Genomic DNA, 18,041 nt, shown 5'->3' with positions numbered 1-18,041 from the left:
GGCTCAAATGCATTTGAAATAGTCGAACGGCTCCAGGCACTCGCGGCAGCGATACAACGCCTTGCAGGCCGTGGAGCCGAACTGGCTGAGCAATTCGGTGTGTGCGCTGCCGCACTGCGGGCAGCACACCTGGGGCGTCTCGCCAAGCAGGCTGCGCTTGCTGGCGCTGCCCTGCGGCGGAGCGATGCCATAGACCTGCAGGCGCTGGCGACCCTGCTCGCTGATCCAGTCGGTGCTCCAGGCCGGGGTCAGGCGCCGCTCCAGTTCGGGTTGGGCGAAGCCGGCCTGTTCCAGCGCCTGGCGGATGTCGCCTTCGATCACCTCGGTCGCCGGGCAGCCGGAGTAGGTCGGCGTCACCACCAGGTGCAGGTGGCCGGCGCGCCAGTTCAGGTCGCGCACGATGCCCAGGTCGACCACGCTGACCACCGGCACTTCCGGGTCCATGACCTGCTCCAGTACCGTCCAGGCCCGTGCCAGGTCACCCTCGCGCAGGCTGCGGGCGCCGCGGTCGCCGGCGATCAGCTCACCAGGTCGCATCGGGGTAGGCCCGTGGCAGGAACTGCATCTCGGCCAGCAGCAGGCCCAGGTGTTCGGTGTGCAATCCCTTGCGACCGCTCAGGTAGAAATGACTGGCGGGCGCGGGTTGCGGCAGCTCGACCGAGGCGAAGACGGCGCTGACCTGGACGAGCCAGGCGTGACCCACTTGCGCAGGATCTGCGGCGATACCCGCTGCGGCCAGGCGTGTCTCGCTTTCACTGCCCTGGCTCAGCTCCACGGTGAAGCGCCACAGGGCCGGGATCGCAGCGAGCATGCGGCGACGGCTTTCGTCGGTGCCGCCTCCCAGGCGTTGCACCCACTCAGCGGAGCGGCGCAGGTGGTAGGTGACCTCCTTGAGCGCCTTGGCGGCGATGCCGGCGATGCGCGGATCGCTGGAGGCGCACAGGCCCTCGAGCATCGCCAGGTGCCAGGCGTCGTAGAGGAACTGCTTGGTCATGGTCACGGCAAAGTCGCCGTTGGGTTGCTCGACCAGCAGCAGATTGTGGAAGGCGCGTTCGTCGCGGCGAAAGGCCAGGGCATCGGCATCGCGGCCGTCGTCCAGCAGTTCGGCGGCGTACTCGAGCCAGTTGCGCGCCTGGCCGACCAGGTCGAGGCCGACATTCATCAGCGCCAGTTCTTCTTCCAGCGCCGGGGCGTGGCCACACCACTCGCACAGGCGCTGGCCCTGGATCAGGGCGCTGTCGCCGAGCAGCAGCAGGTAGGGGATCAGATCGTCTCTATGCATGGTCGGCCTCACATGTGTCCGACTTCGTCGGGCAGTTCGTAGAAGCTGGCATGGCGGTAGACCTTGTCGTCAGACGGCGCGAACAGCGGGTCTTTCTCGTCGGGCGAGGAGGCGGTGATCAGCGCCGAAGGCACCACCCACAGGCTCACGCCTTCGCTGCGTCGGGTATACAGCTCGCGGGCATTCTCGATGGCCATGGCGGCGTCGGCGGCATGCACGCTGCCGACATGCTTGTGGTTCAGGCCGTGCTTGCTGCGCACGAATACTTCGTAGAGGGTCCAGACAGACATGTTCGATCTCCGCATCGGTCGCCGCTTCAGGCGGCGTTCTTGTTCTGTTGCTTGCGTGCGTAGGCCACGGCGGCCTCGCGGACCCAGGCCCCGTCTTCGATGGCCTGGCGGCGGGTGGCGACCCGCTCCTGGTTGCACGGGCCGTTGCCCTTGATCACTTCATAGAATTCATCCCACTGGATCTCGCCGAAGTCGTAGTGGCCGCGCTCGGCGTTCCACTTCAGTGCCGGGTCCGGGGCGGTGCAGCCGAGCAGTTCGAGCTGGGGCACGGTCTGGTCGATGAAGCGCTGGCGCAGTTCGTCGTTGGTCTGGCGCTTGATCTTCCAGGCCATCGACTGGGCGCTGTTGGGCGAGTGTTCGTCGCTGGGGCCGAACATCATCAGCGAGGGCCACCACAGGCGATTGATGGCGTCCTGGACCATGTCCTTCTGCGCCTGGGTGCCGTGGCGCATCATGGTCAGCAGCAGCTCGTAGCCCTGGCGCTGATGGAAGCTCTCTTCCTTGCAGATGCGGATCATCGCCCGCGAATAGGGGCCGTAGGAGGTGCGTTGCAGTACCACCTGGTTGACGATCGCCGCGCCGTCGACCAGCCAGCCGACCGCGCCCATGTCGGCCCAGCTCAGGGTCGGGTAGTTGAAGATGCTCGAATACTTGGCCTTGCCGCTGTGCAGCTTGGCGATCTCTTCGTCGCGGTCGGCGCCGAGGGTTTCCATGGCGCTGTACAGGTACAGGCCGTGGCCGGCTTCGTCCTGGATCTTGGCCATCAGCTGCAGCTTGCGCTTGAGGCTGGGGGCGCGCGTCACCCAGTTGCCTTCCGGAAGCATGCCGACGATTTCCGAGTGGGCGTGCTGCGAGATCTGCCGGATCAGGGTCTGGCGGTAGGCCTCGGGCATCCAGTTTTTCGGTTCGATCTTGATCTCGGCGTCGATCTTCTCCTGGAAGTGCCGCTCTTCGGGCGACATCTCTTCCAGTGACTTGACACGTTTGACGCCGGTTTCGACTAGCTGTGCGTACATGTTCGGGCTCCCGCCTCAGGGGTGGTTGGGGCATGGAGTCTTTTATAAGCGATACGCGATCTAACATCAAACATAAAATAATGTATCAGATAAAATTGTGTATCACATTACGCCCCATTGCGGGGCTGTGGGAGCGGGCTCGTCCCGCGATAGGGCCGGCAAATCCGGGGCAAAAAAAAGCCCCGGGCCAGGCCGGGGCGGAAAAGGCAGCCGAATCGAAAATCAGCTGGCCAACCGTTTGTCATAGACGTGGCAAGCCTTGCCCTCCGAGCGCTTGAGCGTGCCGCAGGGCTGCAGGCGGATCTGCGTGCTGATGCCGATGTAGGTCTTGATCTGCTTGCTCAGTTCACCCACAAGCGCCTTGCGCGCGGCCTCGTCCAGGTGCTGGCTGTCGGCACGCAACTCCACGTGCACCTCGACGCTATCGAGATTTCCGTTGCGATACAGATATATCTCGTAAAGCTCTGAAAGCTGTTTTATTTTCAGCACCTGTTCTTCGATCTGCGTGGGGAACACGTTGACCCCGCGGATGATCAGCATGTCGTCGCTGCGCCCGGTGATCTTGCCGATCCGCCGCATCGGCCTGGCCGTACCCGGCAGCAGGCGGGTCAGGTCGCGAGTGCGGTAGCGCACCATGGGCAGCGCTTCCTTGCTCAACGAGGTGAACACCAGCTCGCCCAGTTGCCCGTCCGGCAGTACCTCGCCCGTGACCGGATCGATGATCTCGGGGTAGAAGTGGTCCTCCCAGATGGTCGGGCCGTCCTTGGTCTCGAGGCACTCCATGGCCACGCCTGGCCCCATGATTTCCGACAGGCCATAGATGTCCAGCGCATTGATCCCGAGGCGTTGTTCGATGGAGCGGCGCAGTTCGTCGGTCCAGGGCTCGGCACCGAAGATGCCCAGGCGCAGCTTGAGGTCGTGGGGGTCGATGCCCTGGCGTTCGATCTCGTCGGCGAGATTGAGCATGTAGGAGGGCGTGACCATGATGATGTCGGGCTGGAAGTCGCGGATCAGTTGCACCTGCTTCTCGGTCTGGCCACCGGACATGGGGATCACCGTGCAGCCCAGGCGCTCGGCGCCGTAGTGCGCCCCCAGGCCGCCGGTGAACAGGCCGTAGCCATAGGAGACGTGCACCTTGTCGCCCTTGCGTCCGCCTGCGGCGCGGATCGAGCGGGCGACCACGTTGGCCCAGGTGTCGATGTCGTTCTGCGTGTAGCCGACCACGGTCGGCTTGCCGGTGGTGCCGCTGGAGGCGTGCAGGCGCACCACCTCCTGCTGCGGCACGGCGAACATGCCGTAGGGGTAGTTGTCGCGCAGGTCGCTCTTGCCGGTGAAGGGGAACCGCGCCAGGTCTTCGAGGGATTTCAGGTCATCGGGGTGAGCGCCGCAGGCGTCGAAGCGCTGGCGATACAGCGGCACATTGGCGTAGGCGTGACCCAGGCTCCAGCGCAGGCGCTCGAGCTGGTGCTGGCGCAGGGCGTCGACACTGGCGGTTTCCATCGGGTCAAGCAGGGCGCGTTCGGCATCGTGGTACATGTTCATGGCTTCACTCGAGTTGTTCTTGTACGGCGGCCCGTCGAGGGGCCGTGAGTGTCATGCAGGGCAGCATACTGCCCGTTGTTGCGTGGGTCGCGGTCCGTTGGTCGAAGGGCCTCAGAGGCGCTCGATGACCATGGCGATGCCCTGGCCGACCCCGATGCACATGGTGCACAGCGCATAGCGGCCAGCATTCAGCTCAAGCTCGTGCAGCGCCGTGGTGACCAGGCGTGCGCCGCTCATGCCCAGTGGGTGGCCCAGGGCGATGGCGCCACCGTTGGGGTTGACCCGTGGATCGTCGTCGGCAATGCCCAGCTCGCGCAGCACCGCCAGGCCCTGGGCGGCGAAGGCCTCGTTGAGTTCGATCACGTCCATGTCGGCCAGCGACAACCCGGTGAGCTCCAGCACCCTGTGTGTCGCCGGTACCGGGCCGATGCCCATGATCCGTGGTTCGACGCCTGCTGCGACCATGCCGACGATCCGTCCGCGCGGCTTGAGGCCGTGACGGCGGGCGGCGCTGCTGCTGGCCAGCAACAATGCACAGGCGCCATCGTTGACTCCCGAGGCGTTGCCGGCCGTGATGCTGCCGCCTTCGCGAAACGGCGTGCCCAGGCGCGCGAGTTGCTCCAGGGTGGTGTCGCCGCGTGGGTGCTCATCCTGCTCGACCAGCTTGGGAGGGCCCTTGCGCTGGGCGATCTCGACCGCAACGATTTCCCTCGCCAGACGGCCATTGGCCTGGGCGGCGGCTGCCTTGTGCTGGCTGCGCAGGGCAAAGGCGTCCTGGTCGGCGCGGGAGATGCCGAACTGCTCGGCAACGTTCTCTGCGGTCTCGGGCATCGAGTCGATGCCGTACTGTGCTTGCATCAGCCGGTTGACGAAGCGCCAGCCGATGGTGGTATCGAACAGTTCGGCCCCGCGACCGAAGGCCTGCTCGGCCTTGCCCATGACAAAAGGCGCTCGGGACATGGACTCGACGCCTCCCGCAAGCATCAGCCCGGCCTCGCCGCAGCGCAGGGCACGGGCGGCGTTGCCGATGGCGTCCAGGCCCGACCCGCACAGGCGGTTGAGGGTGGTGCCGGGCACGTCCACCGGCAGCCCGGCCAGCAGCGTGGCCATGCGCGCGACGTTACGGTTGTCTTCGCCGGCCTGGTTGGCGCAGCCGAGGATCACATCGTCGATGGCGCGCCAGTCCAGCTGGGGATGGCGCTCGACCAGGGCCTTGATCGGGATCGCTGCCAGATCGTCGGCACGCACGCTGCTCAGGGCGCCGCCGTAACGGCCGATGGGCGTGCGCACGGCATCGATGATCAGGGCGTCCTGAAGGGTCGGTTCAGTCATCTTGGGTCTCCTGCGCCAGCACGCTGCCGCGCAACTTGTAGGATTTGCCATGGAAGATCGCCACCAGCTCGCCGCGCTGGTTCTCCAGGCGCACGTCGTACAGGCCGGTGCGGCGCTTGCGCACCTGCTCGTGGGCGATGGCGGTGAGTTGGTCGCCCAGCAGAGCCGGGATCACGTAGTCGATGCTGCAACCCAGGGCCACGGTGGCTTCGTCGTGGCTGTTGCAGGCAAAGGCGAACGCCGAATCGGCCAGGGCGAAGAGAAAGCCGCCATGGCAGGTGGCGTGGCCCTGGATCATGTCGGCGCGTACGGTCATGCGCAGGCGTGCGCTGCCGGGGCCGGCATCCAGCAGTTCGATGCCCAGGCCCTGGGTGGCGTGGTCGCGGGCATACATGGCGTTGGCGCAGGCACGGGCCAGCGCTTCGGCGCTGCGGGGGGTGTCAGTCATGCAGGCGACCTCCTTCGGCGAGGGTACGGCGCAGCAGCAGGGACGGGCGGTAACGGCTTTCACCGTAGGCCTGCTGCAGGTGCTCGAGGGTGCGCAGGGTGTGCGCAAGGCCCATGTGGTCAGCCCAGGCCAGCGGCCCTTGCGGGTAATTGACCCCGGCGCGCATGGCCAGGTCGATGTCGGCCGCCGAGCCGACGCCCTGCAGGACGGCGTCGGCCGCTTCATTGGCGAGCATGGCCACGGTACGCAGCACCAGCAGGCCGGGGACGTCGGCCAGGGCGCTGACGTTCAGGCCGGCACTGCGCAGCAGGGCGACGACCTGGTCGCGGGCGTGCGCTGCAGTGCTGCTGGCCCAGCTGATGGCGATGCGGCTGGCGCTGGCGTAGTCCAGGGCCAGGTCGATCAGCACCAGGTTTTCCAGGCCCTCGTCGCGGGCGCGCTGGCTGGCCAGGCGGCCGTCCGACAGGGCCAGGGTGGCATCGCCGACCCGCAGCAGGCCGCTGCCGGCGCGTTCGGTCAGGGTGACGCCGGCAGTCCGCAGGCGCGGCAACAGGGCCTGCATGGCGCCCAGGTGACCTTCGACCACGCAGTGCGGGACATCGGCGTCGCTGTGCAGCTCGACAGGCTGTGGACGTTCGGCGTCCTGGGCATAATCGTAGAAGCCGTGGCCGCTCTTGCGTCCCAGGCGTCCGGCATCCACCAGGTCTTTCTGCAGCAGCGAGGGCTGGAAGCGGAAGTCGCCATAGTAGGCGTCGAATACCGAGCAGGTGACAGCGTAGTTGACGTCGTGGCCGATCAGGTCGGTGAGTTCGAAGGCGCCCATGCGAAAGCCACCGGCCTCACGCAGCAGTGCGTCGAGGGTGGCGCAGTCGCCAGCGCCTTCCTGCAGCAGGCGCAGGCTTTCGGCGTAGAACGGCCGGGCCACGCGATTGACGATGAATCCCGGGGTCGAGCGGGCGTGTACCGGTTGCTTGCCCCAGGCCTTGGCGGTGGCGTACAGGGTGTCGAGCACTTGCGGGTCGCTGGCCAGCCCTGCGACGATTTCCACCAGTGCCATCAGCGGCGCGGGGTTGAAGAAGTGCATGCCGACCACGCGCCCGGGCCGCTCAAGCCCTGCACCAAGACGGGTGATCGACAGCGACGAGGTGTTGCTGGCGAGGATGCAGCGGTCGCTGCACAAGGCTTCGAGCTGACCCAGCAGGCGCTGCTTGACGGCCAGGTCTTCGACGATCGCCTCGATCACCAGGGCGGCATCGGCCAGCGCTTCGAGACTTTCCACCGGCTCCAGGCGAGCGCTGATGGCTACGCACTCGGCTGCACTCAGCCGGCCTTTGTCCACCTGTCGCGTCAGCTGCCGGACGATGCCGTCGATGGCCTGCGCGGCGGCGCCCGGGCGGTTGTCGTAGAGGCGAACCGGATGCCCCGCCTGGGCGGCGACCTGGGCGATCCCGGCACCCATGGCGCCGGCGCCGATCACTGCAACCTGGGCGTCGAGCTGCAAGGGGCTCATCTCAGCACCCCTTGAACGCAGGGGAGCGTTTGTCGATGAAGGCGCTGACGCCTTCGCGGTAGTCGTCACTGCGCCCGGCCAGGCGCTGCAGGTCGCGCTCGAGGGTAAGCTGTTCATCGAAACTGTTGTCGAAACTGGCGTTGAGGCTGCGCTTGATCAGCGCCAGGCCGTAGGTGGGCTGGGTCGCAAGGTGCCGCGCCAGGCGCAGGGCTTCGTCGCGCAGTTCGGCATCGTCGACCACGCGGTGGATCAGCCCCCACTGCTCGGCCTGCTCGGCGCCCAGGCGCTCACCCAGCATGGCCAGCGCCTTGGCCCGGGCCATGCCGACCAGTCGCGGCAGTAACCAGGTGCCGCCGGAATCGGGGATCAGGCCGATGCGGCAGAAGGCCTGGATAAAGCTTGCCGAGCGGGCGGCAAGCACCAGGTCGCAGGCCAGCGGGATATTGGCCCCGGCACCGGCCGCCACGCCGTTGACCGCACAGATGACCGGCATAGGCAGGTCGCGCAGGCTGCGGATCAGCGGGTTGTAGAACTGCTCGATGGATTGGCCCAGGTCAGGCCGCTCGGCGCCGGGTGCGACGTTGCGGTCGGACAGGTCCTGGCCCGCGCAGAAACCCCGGCCTTCACCGGTCAGCAGCAGTACCCGGGCCTGCTCGCTCTGGCGCACTTGCTTGAGCGCCTCGCGCACTTCGAGGTGCATGGCGCTGTTGAAGCTGTTGAGTTGCTCGGGACGGTTGAGCGAGAGGAGGGCGACGCCGTCCTCGATGGAAAACAGGATGTGCTGGAAGCTCATGGGCAGACGCGCTCCGTCGGTCGGTGAAGTCGGGTTGTTCAGCGGCCGATGAAGCTGGCCGGACGTTTTTCCTGGAAGGCACGGATGCCCTCGTCGCGGTCGGCAGTGCCGGCCAGCAGGGTGAAGGCGTGGCGCTCGAAGCGCAGGCCGCTGGCAAGGTCGGTGTCCTGGGCCTTGAGCAGGGCTTCCTTGGCCAGGCGCACGGCCAGCGGCGCCTTCTGCGCAATGCTGCGGGCGACCTGCAGGGCGCGTTCGACAGTGAGCTCCGGCTCGCTCAGCTCACTGATCAGCCCGGCCTGCAGGGCATGGCGGGCGTCGATGCTCTCGCCGGTGAGTACCAGCTGCATGGCCAGCGGCTTGCCGACGGCGCGCAGCAGGCGCTGGGTGCCACCGGCACCTGGAATGATGCCGAGGTTGATCTCGGGCTGGCCGAAGCGGGCATCGGTTGCGGCGATGACGATGTCGGCGCACATGACCAGTTCGCAGCCACCACCCAGGGCGAAGCCGTTGACTGCAGCGACCAGCGGTTTGGGGAAGGCGGCGATGCGTTGCCAGTGCATGACCCGCGGGTCGTTGAGCACGCCGACCAGGTCGCGCTCGGCCATCTCCTTGATGTCGGCACCGGCGGCGAAGGCCTTGCGGTTGCCGGTGATCACCACGGCACGGGTGTGTTCATCCTGGGCGGCGGCGTCGAGTTCATCGGCGAGCTCGGCCAGCAGCGCGGTGTTCAGCGCATTGAGCGCCTGCGGGCGATGCAGGGTGATCAGGCGGACACCGTCCGCCGGGGCCTGCACAACGAGGTTGCTTGGCATGGTGGTACCTCAGGCTGCACGTTTGGCGCCGGCAGGGGCCGGCTTGTTCTTGGAGTCGGTTGCAGAATGGGGCAAGTATATGCCTAAAGCGATACGCAATATCAAGATAGAAATTAATAATGTGTATCTTGTTATGCTGTCGCTTCGGTTGTCGCCGCTTTGCGCTCGTCGCGCGATGTGACGCCGCTCCTGGGGCGCGTACCTGTTCACTTTGGGATAGCCTGGGATGTAAAGCGATACGCAAGGGGCGAAATTGACTGGTGGCCTTAAAGTGATACATGATTTATCAAATCCATGAATCACAATGAGTCATCAATCATGCCTTGCTACCGCCTCGATGGCCTGACCCCCGTGGTGCATCCCACTGCCTATGTCCACCCCACTGCCGTGCTGATCGGAGACGTGATCGTCGGCCCTGGCTGCTATGTCGGCCCGCTTGCAGCGCTGCGCGGCGACTTCGGGCGCATCATCCTGGAGGAGGGCGCCAACCTGCAGGACACCTGTGTCATGCATGGCTTCCCCGGCGGCGACACGGTGATCGAGCGCAACGGCCATGTCGGCCATGGCGCGGTCTTGCATGGATGCCGGATCGGTGCCGATGCGCTGGTCGGCATGAATGCGGTGGTGATGGATGGCGCGCACATCGCGCCGCGCTGCATCGTGGCAGCCACGGCATTCGTCAAGGCCGGGTTCGAGTGCCAGGCGCAGCACCTGGTGGTCGGCTCTCCGGCCCAGGCCCGGCGCATGCTGAGCGACGATGAAGTGGCCTGGAAACAGCGTGGCACCCAGGAATACCAGGCGCTGGCCCGACGCTGCATGGTCTCGATGGTGGAGTGCCCGCCACTCGCAGAGCCCGAAGCTGCACGACCGCGCATGGGCGACACCGGCCTGCGGCCCAAGACGGGGCAGGGCGCATGAACATCGCGCTGTCGCGCCATGGTCAGGGCAGGCGGGGTAAAGGTATAGTCGGGGCTTTCCCTGCGCCCAGTTCCCCCATGAGCAGCCTTGCACCCCTGAATCACCTGATCACCCGCTTCCAGGAACAGACCCCGATCCGCGCCAGTTCGCTGATCATCACCCTGTATGGTGACGCCATCGAGCCGCATGGCGGCACGGTCTGGCTGGGTAGCCTGATCGGTCTGCTCGAGCCCTTCGGCATCAATGAGCGGCTGATCCGCACCTCTATCTTCCGCCTGACCAAGGAAGGCTGGCTGACCGCCGAGAAAGTCGGTCGACGCAGCTACTACAGCCTCACCGGCACCGGTCGGCGCCGTTTCGAAAAGGCCTTCAAGCGCGTCTACAGCGCAAACCTGCCGGCCTGGGATGGTGCCTGGACGTTGGTGCTGCTGTCGCAGCTGGACAGTGCCAGGCGCAAGGCGGTGCGCGAGGAGCTGGAGTGGCAGGGCTTCGGTGTGATGGCGCCCAATGTGCTGGGTTGCCCGCGCGCCGACCGGGCTGACCTGCACGCCACCCTGCGCGAGCAGGACGCCGAGGAAGACAGCATCGTCTTCGAGACCCACGCCCAGGAAATCCTCGCCTCCAAGGCCATGCGTGCGCAGGTCCGGGAGAGTTGGGGTATCGAGGAGCTGGGCCAGCACTACAGCGAGTTCATCCGCCTGTTCCGCCCGCTGTGGCAGGCGCTGCGCGAGCAGGAGACGCTCGATGCGCAGGATTGCTTCCTCGCGCGCACCTTGCTGATCCACGAATATCGCCGCCTGCTGCTGCGTGATCCGCAGTTGCCTGACGAACTGCTGCCAGGCGACTGGGAGGGGCGTGCGGCGCGCCAGTTGTGCCGCAACCTCTATCGACTGGTATCGCCCAGGGCGGAAGCCTGGCTCAACGATACCTTGGAGACGGCAGACGGGCCGCTGCCCGACGCCAGTGAAAGTTTTCACCGGCGCTTTGGTGGGCTGAGCTGAGTCAGGATTCGTAGTACGTATCACGGTACGATACGCAAAGCCGTAGCGGTTGCCTCAGGCGCGCTCGACCAACCCGGTCAAGACGGTGTGCAGGTCGGTGCCTGCCCGCCGCGGTTCCCCCTCGAAGTCGATCCAGCCAGCATTGAAGCCGTCGAGCATCTGCAGGCGCGGGGTGGGGTTGTGCATGCCTTGCTCGCGGAACAGCGCCTCCCACGTCTCGCGCGGCACCGCCTGCGCCTGGACGTCACGGCCCAATACCCGACCGAGCGTGGCGGCAAGCTCCAGCGGCGTCACCGCGTGCGGCCCGGTCAGTTCGACCACCCGTACGCCTTGCCAGTGTTCCTGCAGCAGCTGCGCCGCCACGCGGCCAACATCGGCCGTGGCGACCATCGACACTGGCTTGTCCAAAGGTTGCAGGAAGCTGTGCAATACCCCCTCATCCCGCGCCGGGGCGATATCCCACAAGCTGTTTTCCATGAACCAGGCCGCGCGCAGGAAGGTTACAGGCATCGGCAGTTGGCCGAGCACGCGCTCCATCTCGCCCAGTTGTGAAAGCAGGTTGGGCTGGCTGGCCTGGGCACCGATGGTGGACAGGCACACCACACGCTCTGGCTGGCTGGCCACCAATGCCGCGTGCAGGTTGGCGATGACTGCGCGGGTCTGTGCAAAATCCGGGGCCGGATCGAAGTTCGGTGGCAGCAGTACGAACACCGCGGTTGCATTGGTGAAGGCCTCGGTCAGCGCGAGGCGGTCGTGCATGTCGGCGATGGCAACGCTGCAGCCCTGTGCCTGCCAGGGCTCGCCCTTGGCGGCATCGCGAACCACGGCACGCACTGGCTGGCCGGCAGCGAGCAGAGTGCGTGCCAGGGTGCTGGCGACCTGGCCGGTGATACCGGTAACGACGTACATGGTGTGAAACTCCCGAGTGCGGGCGGCGTTGTGCCGCGTTCGAGGCCAGTCTATGGCGGGCTTATTGATTAACCGATAACATGAATGTCATTTGATAAATGACCCTTTGGCATCAATATGCATTTCGACGAACGCAGCCTCAGCGGCATGAGTGTCTTTGTCGCCATCGCCGACAGCGGCAGCTTCGCTGCAGCGGCTGAGGTGCTGGACATGTCCCAGCCTGGAGTCAGCCGTGCGCTGGCCCGCCTGGAAGGGCGGCTGGGCATCCGCTTGTTCGACCGCACCACGCGCTCGGTCACCCTGACCGACGAGGGCCGCCAACTGTACGAGCAAGTGGTGCCGCTGCTGACGGCACTGGATGAAGCCGCCAGCTCGGTAACCGCAGGTGCGACGAGGGTTCGCGGGCGCCTGCGGGTGCATGTCGACCCGTTCTTCGCCCGGCTGATCCTCGGGCCACGGCTGGGCGGATTTCTCGAGGCGCACCCGCAGCTCGAGCTGGAGCTGATCACCCGCGATCGCCTGGGAGACATGGTCGCTGACGGCTTCGACCTGGCCGTCCGCTTTGGCGAACCCAGGGCCTCCAGCCTGGTGGCGCGCAAGCTGCTGGACACCCGTATCCTCACGGTCGCCGCACCGGCCTATATCAAGCGTTTCGGTCGGCCGGCGCAACCGCAGGCGCTGCTGGAGCATCGCTGCATCCAGTTTCGCGATCCACAGACTGGCCAGCCTTTCCCCTGGGAGTTTCATCGCGGCAGCGAGCGTGTGGTGGTCGACACCCGCGGGCAACTGCTGGTCAACGATGTCGGCAGCCTGCACAGCGCCTGCCTCGCCGGCTACGGGATCGCCCAGGTGATGGCGCTCGGCAGCGAGTTGCTGCTGGCCGAGGGGCGCCTGCTGGACATCTTCGAAGACTGGCCTGACGAACGATTCCCGCTGTACGCCTTCTACCCGTCGCGGCATCACTTGCCGGCCAAGGTGCGGGCGTTTCTCGACTTCGTGCTGGAACTGGTCAATCCGTTGCAGGCCTGAGGGCAGGGCAGGGCGAGCCTGCGCTGTCACGCAGGGCTTCGGCGAACCAGGTCATGAACCACAGCGCATCGTCGCTGGGCGGATGGGGTGGGGTCAGCAATTGATAGCTCTCCAGCGCAGCCGCAGCAGGGGTGCAGCGCACCAGGCTGCCTTCCTGCAGTTCACGCGCCACCAGCACTTCGTTGGCCAGGGCGATGCCCTGGCCGCGCTGGGCCAGGGTCAATGCGATGTCGTTGCTCAGGTGCGAGGTCTGCGCCTTGACCTTGACGCGCAGGCCCATGGCCGCGAACCAGCTGTTCCACCAGGCGCCATCGTCGACATGGATCAGGCGCGAGGAGGGCAGTTGCTCGAGCGTCGGCGGCGCTGGCAACTGCGCCAGGAACCCGGGCGAGCACACGGGAAACAGTTCCGGGCGCAGCAGCACCTCGCGCACACCGGACATTTCGCCAGGCAGGCCATAGGCAATGGCCAGATCGGCGCGGCGCGCCTCGACGCTGGTGAACGAAGCATCCGGCTCGATGGCGATACGCAGGTCCGGGCGCAGGCAGCGCAGCACTTCGATACGCGGCGTCAGCCAGCGCGAGGCGAAGGCGGGGCCGCAGAGAATGCGCAACCAACGCTCGTCATCACGGCGGCCGACCTCGCTGCCGGCGTCGGCCAGCAGTTGCAGGGCCTGGGCCACCGCCTGGTAATAGCGTGCGCCGGGCACCGTCAGCGACACGCCGCGGGAGGTGCGCTCCAGCAGGCGAATACCCAGCCAGTCTTCGAGGTTCTTCACGTGGCGGCCAATTGCCGGTTGCGTCACATGCAGCGCCTGGGACGCCGCGACATAGCTGCCCAGCCGCGCTGCTGCCTCGAAAGCACGGACTGCGTTGAGCGGTGGCAAGCGGTCGATCGCCATGGAAACACCTCGTCTGCTATTAGTTTTTGTATCAGCAGAGGCAAATTTATTGAGCTTTTCCCCGCGACTCAAGTTGTCGAGACTCGAGATGGCGCAATTTCGCGCCCTTCGAGGAGTCGACGATGTTCGCAACACCCATAATAAAACAGTCGCTCATGGGGCTCTCGGTACTGGCGCTGACTGGCGCCATGGCCAACCTGGCACAGGCTGCTACCCCGTCTCCCTGCGGCGTCCCTGGTCTGACCCAGTGCCCGCAGCCATTCGACCAGAGCCTTCCTGCGGCCAAGGACATGCTGACCTGGGACCAGGCCGCGCGGGTCGTGGGCTTTCGCAACACCTATCGAATGTACGAAGGCGACGTGTTCGCCCCGCGCGGCGCCACGCCATTCCCCTTGCCAGCCGCCAGCCAGCCCCTGACCGATGTGCACTACAGCCTGGGCGGCAAGCAGCACAACCTGGCCGATTACCTGGCCAACCAGAGCGTCACCGGCCTGCTGGTGATCAAGGACGGCAAGATCGCCTACGAGCACTATGCCCAGGGCAACACCGCGCAGACCCTGTGGACCTCGCGCTCGGTCGCCAAATCGGTGGTCAGCGTGCTGATCGGCATGGCGGTCAAGGAAGGCAAGATCCATTCGCTGGATGACCCCATCAGCCGCTATGTACCGGAGCTGGTGGGCAGCGAATGGCAGGAGGTGACCTTGCACCAGTTGATGCAGCACACCTCCGGCGTCACCTGGGACGAGAACTACGCCTCGAAGGATTCGGACTTCTCCCACATGACCCAGTGTGAAGCCAAGCCTGACCCGTACGCCTGCGTGCTGACGCTGGTCAAGTCGGTCAAGCGCAAGCCGGGGGTGAAACCGGGCGAGGTCTGGTCCTACAACACCGGTGGTGCCTGGCTGGTGGGCAGGGTGCTGGAAAATGCCACCGGCATGACCATCGCCCAGTATCTGGAAAGCCACCTGTGGAGCCGTTATGGCATGGAGCAGCCGGGCGTCTGGCATGCGCTGGTGCCGGGCAAGGTCGACATGGGCGGCCATGGCTTCAATGCCACGCTGCGCGACTGGGGACGCTTCGGACAGTTCGTGGCCAGCGGCGGACAGTTGCCGGACGGCGAGAAACTGCTGCCGGACGACTGGATCGCACGCTCGACGCAATGGACCCAGGCCAAAGGCTCGGTCACCGAGGCCGCGCCGAAAGGCCAGTACGGTTACCAGTGGTGGTACAACGACCCGGCACCTTCGGCTAAGGCGGTACCCGCAAGTCCGGCGCAGGGTGGCCAGACGTTCTGGGCACTGGGGATCTTCGGCCAGAGCATCGCGATCAACCCCAAGGAGCGTCTGGTCGTGGTGCAGTGGTCGACCTGGAAGAATGCCGAGTCGCCCAGTTCGCTGTATGACGAACAGGCCGTGTTCGTGAATGCGGTGAGTGCGGCGTTGGCCAACAAGCCGTAAGGACATTGGTGAATGTCACGCTGGCCGAGACCGGCGTGACATTCACAATGGAGCAGGGCATCGAGATCATTCATATAACTCAACTAAATGGTTATTTAGTTGAGTTATTTTTTTGGACTCATGCAAGGGCAGGGTGGTGGGGCCGACCTGCGGCGGCTTCGAGCACTATTTATTGTCGCACGATTACCATCGCCGACGGCAATAGTCTATTCCAGGTGGCGCATATAGAGAAGGCGATCGGGCTGCTTTACGCTGGCAGCGGTTCAAATTCAATTGATCGTATTCTCATATTTAAATGCTGAGCGAATGGTATGGACAACATTGTTTTCACACCCCTCGATTTCTCCCGAGGCCCTGCGCTGAAGAGCCGTATATTGCTGGCGCCGTTAACGACAGAACAAAGTCACGATGACGGTACTGCGTCGCAGGATGATTTCGACTGGATAGAAACCTGTGCCCGTGCCGGATACAGCATGGTGATGACCTGCGCAGCCCATGTCATGGAAAATGGCAAGGCATTCAACAGGCAGCTTGGCATTTACGATGACAGGCACGAGCCGGGATTACGCAAGATTGCAGACATCATTCGAGCCCATGGCGGCGTGTCGTCGGTTCAACTGCACCATGCGGGAATGCGTGCGCAGTTCAATGGCGACCAACAGAACCTGGGCCCGTCCGACATTGAAGAATACAACACCCGGGCAATGACCTTGTCGGAGGTGGAAGCGCTGAGGGACGCCTATATCAGCGCGGCGTCAAGGGCAGAAAGAGCAGGTTTCGACGGTGTCGAACTGCATGGCGCCTTCGGATGGGTGCTCACTCAGTTTCTTTCGCCCACATTGAACCGCAGGACGGACAGGTATGGCGGATCCCTCGATAATCGCGTTCGGCTGATGTTTGAAATTATTGATGGCATCAGGGCGCGTTGCCATCCTGACTTCCAGATCGGTGTGCGCCTGTCCTTCGAGCGCTATGGGCAAACGTTCGAGGATATTTATCAAATCTGCCAGATGCTGGTAGACAAGCAGCAAATCGACTTCCTCGACCTTGTGCCGTGGGATGTGCAAAAAACCGTAGAGTCAGGTCCCTTCGAAGGGCAGAAGATGCTGGAAGTATTCGGTCGCCTTGCCGGGACCTCGGTGAAAATCGGCACCTCGGGGAAAGTGATGAATGTACCCACGTTGATGGGCGTCTTCGAGCATGGCCTCGATTTCATCATGATCGGTCGCTCGGCCATCTTGAACAAAGACTTCATCAGCGAGATACAGGCCAATCCGGGTTACAGGTCTCCGCAAACCCCCGTGAGCAAAGCGCATCTGAAGCAGCAAGGCCTGGGTGATGCGTTCATCAAGTATCTGGATAACTGGAAAGGCTTTGTGGAGTGATGCTGCCGGTGAAATGGGTATCTCGCTGGTTGATGCAGTGCGCGTGACTTGATGCGTTCAGGGCGGTCCCGCATTATCGAGCCTTTGAAAGGAGATTTGCCCATTGAAAATGCCCGGACATCAAGCACCTGGCGCTGGCGATCGAGAGCGCTGGGCATCAGTTGCGCAGTCCCGTCCAGGAGCGCTGGTACCGCGACAATGACCGTTTGCACGGGCAACTCAATTTCCTGGTGCTCGATCCTGATGGCTATCTGTTGCGATTCGACCAAAGCCTCGGCTCGAAGGCTGCATGAGGGCGGTGAGGGTTTTCAGGTCTGCGGATGGTTTCAATCTGTCCACCTCACGGAGTGATGGCTGCATACGAAGGTTCGCATAATGTATATTATGTTAAATTGAGTATTGTCTTGTGTGCCTGTGCCTGGACATTTTCACGATCCTGTCTCGCGAATGCGGAAATTCGAGACTTTCCTTGCGAAACTCGCACGCACCCACGCCTAATTCGTAGAAATCTAGAACAGCCTCGCCCTAAAATTCTCAATTTTGAAATTTCCTCGCCCTAGGGGCTGCTTTCAGCCCTTATGTCTTGCACGTTGAATCCATCTAGAATTGACTAGACCTAGTCTTCATCCGTCACCCAACGTCACAAGTGAACCCTATGGATTCTCATGATGCGCAAATGCCTGCGTCAGGCCACCAGGTCCGAAAACCAACCGAGTATCTGACTCAAGCCAGAATCGATGAGCTAAGCCAGTTCAGCATTTTCTTGCTGGCGAAAGAAGGTTTCACGCTCCAAGACGTCCGTGCCATGGTCTCGACCTCCAAGCTCTATGCATCGTCGAAGGTCATCGAACGGATCGTTGGCAAGCCGAGGCATAAAAAAATCGGCAAGATCGAAGACTACTTGGGACGAGTCGAGTTTGGGATCTACCAGTAGGCCTTTCTATGCTTTTGTTGGTGCTAGAGAAGTGTTGTGGAAGCATCGTGTCGACGGTGCCCTCCCTCTACCCTTCCCCACTTGCTCACTTAGCGGCGCTTTAGCTTCGTTGGGATAGGTGTTCAAGAGAGGTTACCTCGGCCAGTTCATCCCTGATCGTCTGAAAAAGACGTTCAACGTCTTGATGGTCGTCTCTACCGATGTAGGTAGCGACGAGGATCGTGAGGGGATGCACCTTAAGGGCTCCAGCGAGTTGATTGATTTTCTCCAGCGTAGGGCTTTTCAGGCCTCGTTCCAGCGAGCTGAGATACGTACGGCTGCTCACTGTAGAAAAATCCTCTTGCGTGAGGTTTTTACTGGCTCGAACCTTTTTGAGCGCCTGGCCGAAGGCGATGTTGAGTTCCAATTTTCCGTTCCCACAAAAGGAACGATGAAGCGCTATCGAGCCCTATAGGGCTACAATCTATAGTGTTCATTTTAGG

20 protein-coding genes are annotated in these 18,041 nt (G+C 63.9%); 7 read left to right on the top strand and 13 right to left on the bottom strand.

Annotated features, from left to right (window positions below):
• Positions 1-3: 3 nt before the first annotated feature.
• The 10 genes from paaD to paaF all read right to left on the bottom strand — a co-directional run bounded on the left by paaD (position 4) and on the right by paaF (position 9,025).
• Positions 4-537, bottom strand: a complete 534-nt coding sequence (gene paaD / locus AC1TXO_RS13860; RefSeq protein WP_486402292.1) for a 1,2-phenylacetyl-CoA epoxidase subunit PaaD — start codon at positions 535-537, stop codon at positions 4-6.
• Complete coding sequence (gene paaC / locus AC1TXO_RS13855; protein WP_486402291.1) at positions 524-1,282, bottom strand: 1,2-phenylacetyl-CoA epoxidase subunit PaaC; 759 nt, start codon at positions 1,280-1,282, stop codon at positions 524-526. The genes paaD and paaC overlap by 14 nt, the downstream gene beginning before the upstream one ends.
• Before the next feature lie 8 nt (positions 1,283-1,290).
• Complete coding sequence (paaB, locus tag AC1TXO_RS13850) at positions 1,291-1,572, bottom strand: 1,2-phenylacetyl-CoA epoxidase subunit PaaB (RefSeq protein WP_004374528.1); 282 nt, start codon at positions 1,570-1,572, stop codon at positions 1,291-1,293.
• Between the two features lie 26 nt (positions 1,573-1,598).
• Positions 1,599-2,588, bottom strand: a complete 990-nt coding sequence (gene paaA / locus AC1TXO_RS13845) for a 1,2-phenylacetyl-CoA epoxidase subunit PaaA (protein WP_486402290.1) — start codon at positions 2,586-2,588, stop codon at positions 1,599-1,601.
• Between the two features lie 222 nt (positions 2,589-2,810).
• A complete protein-coding gene (paaK, locus tag AC1TXO_RS13840; protein ID WP_486402289.1) occupies positions 2,811-4,130 on the bottom strand; it encodes a phenylacetate--CoA ligase PaaK in 1,320 nt (439 codons plus the stop codon).
• Positions 4,131-4,241: 111 nt separating this feature from the next.
• Entirely contained in the window at positions 4,242-5,462 is a 1,221-nt protein-coding gene (pcaF, locus tag AC1TXO_RS13835; protein WP_486402288.1) for a 3-oxoadipyl-CoA thiolase, read from the bottom strand.
• Complete coding sequence (paaI, locus tag AC1TXO_RS13830; protein WP_486402287.1) at positions 5,455-5,910, bottom strand: hydroxyphenylacetyl-CoA thioesterase PaaI; 456 nt, start codon at positions 5,908-5,910, stop codon at positions 5,455-5,457. The genes pcaF and paaI overlap by 8 nt, the downstream gene beginning before the upstream one ends.
• Positions 5,903-7,420 (bottom strand): 3-hydroxyacyl-CoA dehydrogenase PaaH, encoded by a 1,518-nt coding sequence (gene paaH, locus AC1TXO_RS13825; RefSeq protein ID WP_486402286.1) that lies wholly within the window; start codon positions 7,418-7,420, stop codon positions 5,903-5,905. Before paaH ends, paaI begins: the two co-directional genes overlap by 8 nt.
• A 1-nt stretch (position 7,421) precedes the next feature.
• Positions 7,422-8,213 carry a 2-(1,2-epoxy-1,2-dihydrophenyl)acetyl-CoA isomerase PaaG gene (gene paaG / locus AC1TXO_RS13820; RefSeq protein ID WP_486402285.1) on the bottom strand — a complete coding sequence of 264 codons (792 nt, stop codon included), beginning with the start codon at positions 8,211-8,213 and terminating at the stop codon, positions 7,422-7,424.
• A 38-nt stretch (positions 8,214-8,251) separates the two neighbouring features.
• Positions 8,252-9,025 carry a 2,3-dehydroadipyl-CoA hydratase PaaF gene (paaF, locus tag AC1TXO_RS13815; RefSeq protein ID WP_486402284.1) on the bottom strand — a complete coding sequence of 258 codons (774 nt, stop codon included), beginning with the start codon at positions 9,023-9,025 and terminating at the stop codon, positions 8,252-8,254.
• Between the two features lie 318 nt (positions 9,026-9,343).
• Between paaF and paaY the strand changes: the two genes are divergently transcribed.
• Both paaY and paaX read left to right on the top strand, forming a co-directional pair.
• Positions 9,344-9,943, top strand: a complete 600-nt coding sequence (paaY, locus tag AC1TXO_RS13810; protein ID WP_486402283.1) for a phenylacetic acid degradation protein PaaY — start codon at positions 9,344-9,346, stop codon at positions 9,941-9,943.
• Positions 9,944-10,020: 77 nt separating this feature from the next.
• A complete protein-coding gene (paaX, locus tag AC1TXO_RS13805; RefSeq protein ID WP_486402282.1) occupies positions 10,021-10,944 on the top strand; it encodes a phenylacetic acid degradation operon negative regulatory protein PaaX in 924 nt (307 codons plus the stop codon).
• 54 nt (positions 10,945-10,998) lie between these two features.
• Here paaX and AC1TXO_RS13800 read toward each other — a convergent pair whose 3' ends face one another.
• A complete protein-coding gene (locus AC1TXO_RS13800) occupies positions 10,999-11,853 on the bottom strand; it encodes an NmrA family NAD(P)-binding protein (protein WP_486402281.1) in 855 nt (284 codons plus the stop codon).
• Between the two features lie 117 nt (positions 11,854-11,970).
• Between AC1TXO_RS13800 and AC1TXO_RS13795 the strand changes: the two genes are divergently transcribed.
• Positions 11,971-12,882: a LysR substrate-binding domain-containing protein gene (locus AC1TXO_RS13795; protein ID WP_486402280.1), complete on the top strand. Its 912-nt coding sequence runs from the start codon at positions 11,971-11,973 to the stop codon at positions 12,880-12,882.
• On the opposite strand, the gene AC1TXO_RS13790 is transcribed toward AC1TXO_RS13795, so the two are convergent.
• Positions 12,863-13,783 (bottom strand): LysR substrate-binding domain-containing protein, encoded by a 921-nt coding sequence (locus AC1TXO_RS13790; protein ID WP_486402279.1) that lies wholly within the window; start codon positions 13,781-13,783, stop codon positions 12,863-12,865. The genes AC1TXO_RS13795 and AC1TXO_RS13790 overlap by 20 nt on opposite strands.
• Positions 13,784-13,905: 122 nt before the next feature.
• Between AC1TXO_RS13790 and AC1TXO_RS13785 the strand changes: the two genes are divergently transcribed.
• From AC1TXO_RS13785 to AC1TXO_RS13770, 4 genes are all read left to right on the top strand, one after another.
• Positions 13,906-15,240 (top strand): serine hydrolase domain-containing protein, encoded by a 1,335-nt coding sequence (locus tag AC1TXO_RS13785; protein ID WP_486402278.1) that lies wholly within the window; start codon positions 13,906-13,908, stop codon positions 15,238-15,240.
• An 8-nt stretch (positions 15,241-15,248) separates the two neighbouring features.
• Entirely contained in the window at positions 15,249-15,542 is a 294-nt protein-coding gene (locus AC1TXO_RS13780; RefSeq protein ID WP_486402277.1) for a hypothetical protein, read from the top strand.
• A gap of 9 nt (positions 15,543-15,551) precedes the next feature.
• The gene (locus tag AC1TXO_RS13775) at positions 15,552-16,625 is read left to right on the top strand and encodes an NADH:flavin oxidoreductase (protein WP_486402276.1); all 1,074 of its coding nucleotides are present in this window, start codon (positions 15,552-15,554) and stop codon (positions 16,623-16,625) included.
• A gap of 655 nt (positions 16,626-17,280) precedes the next feature.
• Complete coding sequence (locus tag AC1TXO_RS13770) at positions 17,281-17,559, top strand: hypothetical protein (protein WP_447481651.1); 279 nt, start codon at positions 17,281-17,283, stop codon at positions 17,557-17,559.
• 100 nt (positions 17,560-17,659) lie between these two features.
• On the opposite strand, the gene AC1TXO_RS13765 is transcribed toward AC1TXO_RS13770, so the two are convergent.
• Positions 17,660-17,965, bottom strand: coding sequence for a helix-turn-helix domain-containing protein (locus tag AC1TXO_RS13765; protein WP_079279989.1), 306 nt, complete (start codon positions 17,963-17,965; stop codon positions 17,660-17,662).
• Between the last annotated feature and the right edge of the window lie 76 nt (positions 17,966-18,041).

Source organism: Pseudomonas sp. FA117 (assembly GCF_057370475.1).
This window is presented reverse-complemented; position numbering and strand designations above follow the sequence as displayed.

What these genes read in the sequence shown, in the direction of transcription:
- paaD (WP_486402292.1), bottom strand. Translation starts at nt 537, where the DNA reads ATGCGACCTGGTGAGCTGATCGCCGGCGACCGCGGCGCCCGCAGCCTG.
- paaC (WP_486402291.1), bottom strand. Translation starts at nt 1,282, where the DNA reads ATGCATAGAGACGATCTGATCCCCTACCTGCTGCTGCTCGGCGACAGC.
- paaB (WP_004374528.1), bottom strand. Translation starts at nt 1,572, where the DNA reads ATGTCTGTCTGGACCCTCTACGAAGTATTCGTGCGCAGCAAGCACGGC.
- paaA (WP_486402290.1), bottom strand. Translation starts at nt 2,588, where the DNA reads ATGTACGCACAGCTAGTCGAAACCGGCGTCAAACGTGTCAAGTCACTG.
- paaK (WP_486402289.1), bottom strand. Translation starts at nt 4,130, where the DNA reads ATGAACATGTACCACGATGCCGAACGCGCCCTGCTTGACCCGATGGAA.
- pcaF (WP_486402288.1), bottom strand. Translation starts at nt 5,462, where the DNA reads ATGACTGAACCGACCCTTCAGGACGCCCTGATCATCGATGCCGTGCGC.
- paaI (WP_486402287.1), bottom strand. Translation starts at nt 5,910, where the DNA reads ATGACTGACACCCCCCGCAGCGCCGAAGCGCTGGCCCGTGCCTGCGCC.
- paaH (WP_486402286.1), bottom strand. Translation starts at nt 7,420, where the DNA reads ATGAGCCCCTTGCAGCTCGACGCCCAGGTTGCAGTGATCGGCGCCGGC.
- paaG (WP_486402285.1), bottom strand. Translation starts at nt 8,213, where the DNA reads ATGAGCTTCCAGCACATCCTGTTTTCCATCGAGGACGGCGTCGCCCTC.
- paaF (WP_486402284.1), bottom strand. Translation starts at nt 9,025, where the DNA reads ATGCCAAGCAACCTCGTTGTGCAGGCCCCGGCGGACGGTGTCCGCCTG.
- paaY (WP_486402283.1), top strand. Translation starts at nt 9,344, where the DNA reads ATGCCTTGCTACCGCCTCGATGGCCTGACCCCCGTGGTGCATCCCACT.
- paaX (WP_486402282.1), top strand. Translation starts at nt 10,021, where the DNA reads ATGAGCAGCCTTGCACCCCTGAATCACCTGATCACCCGCTTCCAGGAA.
- AC1TXO_RS13800 (WP_486402281.1), bottom strand. Translation starts at nt 11,853, where the DNA reads ATGTACGTCGTTACCGGTATCACCGGCCAGGTCGCCAGCACCCTGGCA.
- AC1TXO_RS13795 (WP_486402280.1), top strand. Translation starts at nt 11,971, where the DNA reads ATGCATTTCGACGAACGCAGCCTCAGCGGCATGAGTGTCTTTGTCGCC.
- AC1TXO_RS13790 (WP_486402279.1), bottom strand. Translation starts at nt 13,783, where the DNA reads ATGGCGATCGACCGCTTGCCACCGCTCAACGCAGTCCGTGCTTTCGAG.
- AC1TXO_RS13785 (WP_486402278.1), top strand. Translation starts at nt 13,906, where the DNA reads ATGTTCGCAACACCCATAATAAAACAGTCGCTCATGGGGCTCTCGGTA.
- AC1TXO_RS13775 (WP_486402276.1), top strand. Translation starts at nt 15,552, where the DNA reads ATGGACAACATTGTTTTCACACCCCTCGATTTCTCCCGAGGCCCTGCG.
- AC1TXO_RS13770 (WP_447481651.1), top strand. Translation starts at nt 17,281, where the DNA reads ATGGATTCTCATGATGCGCAAATGCCTGCGTCAGGCCACCAGGTCCGA.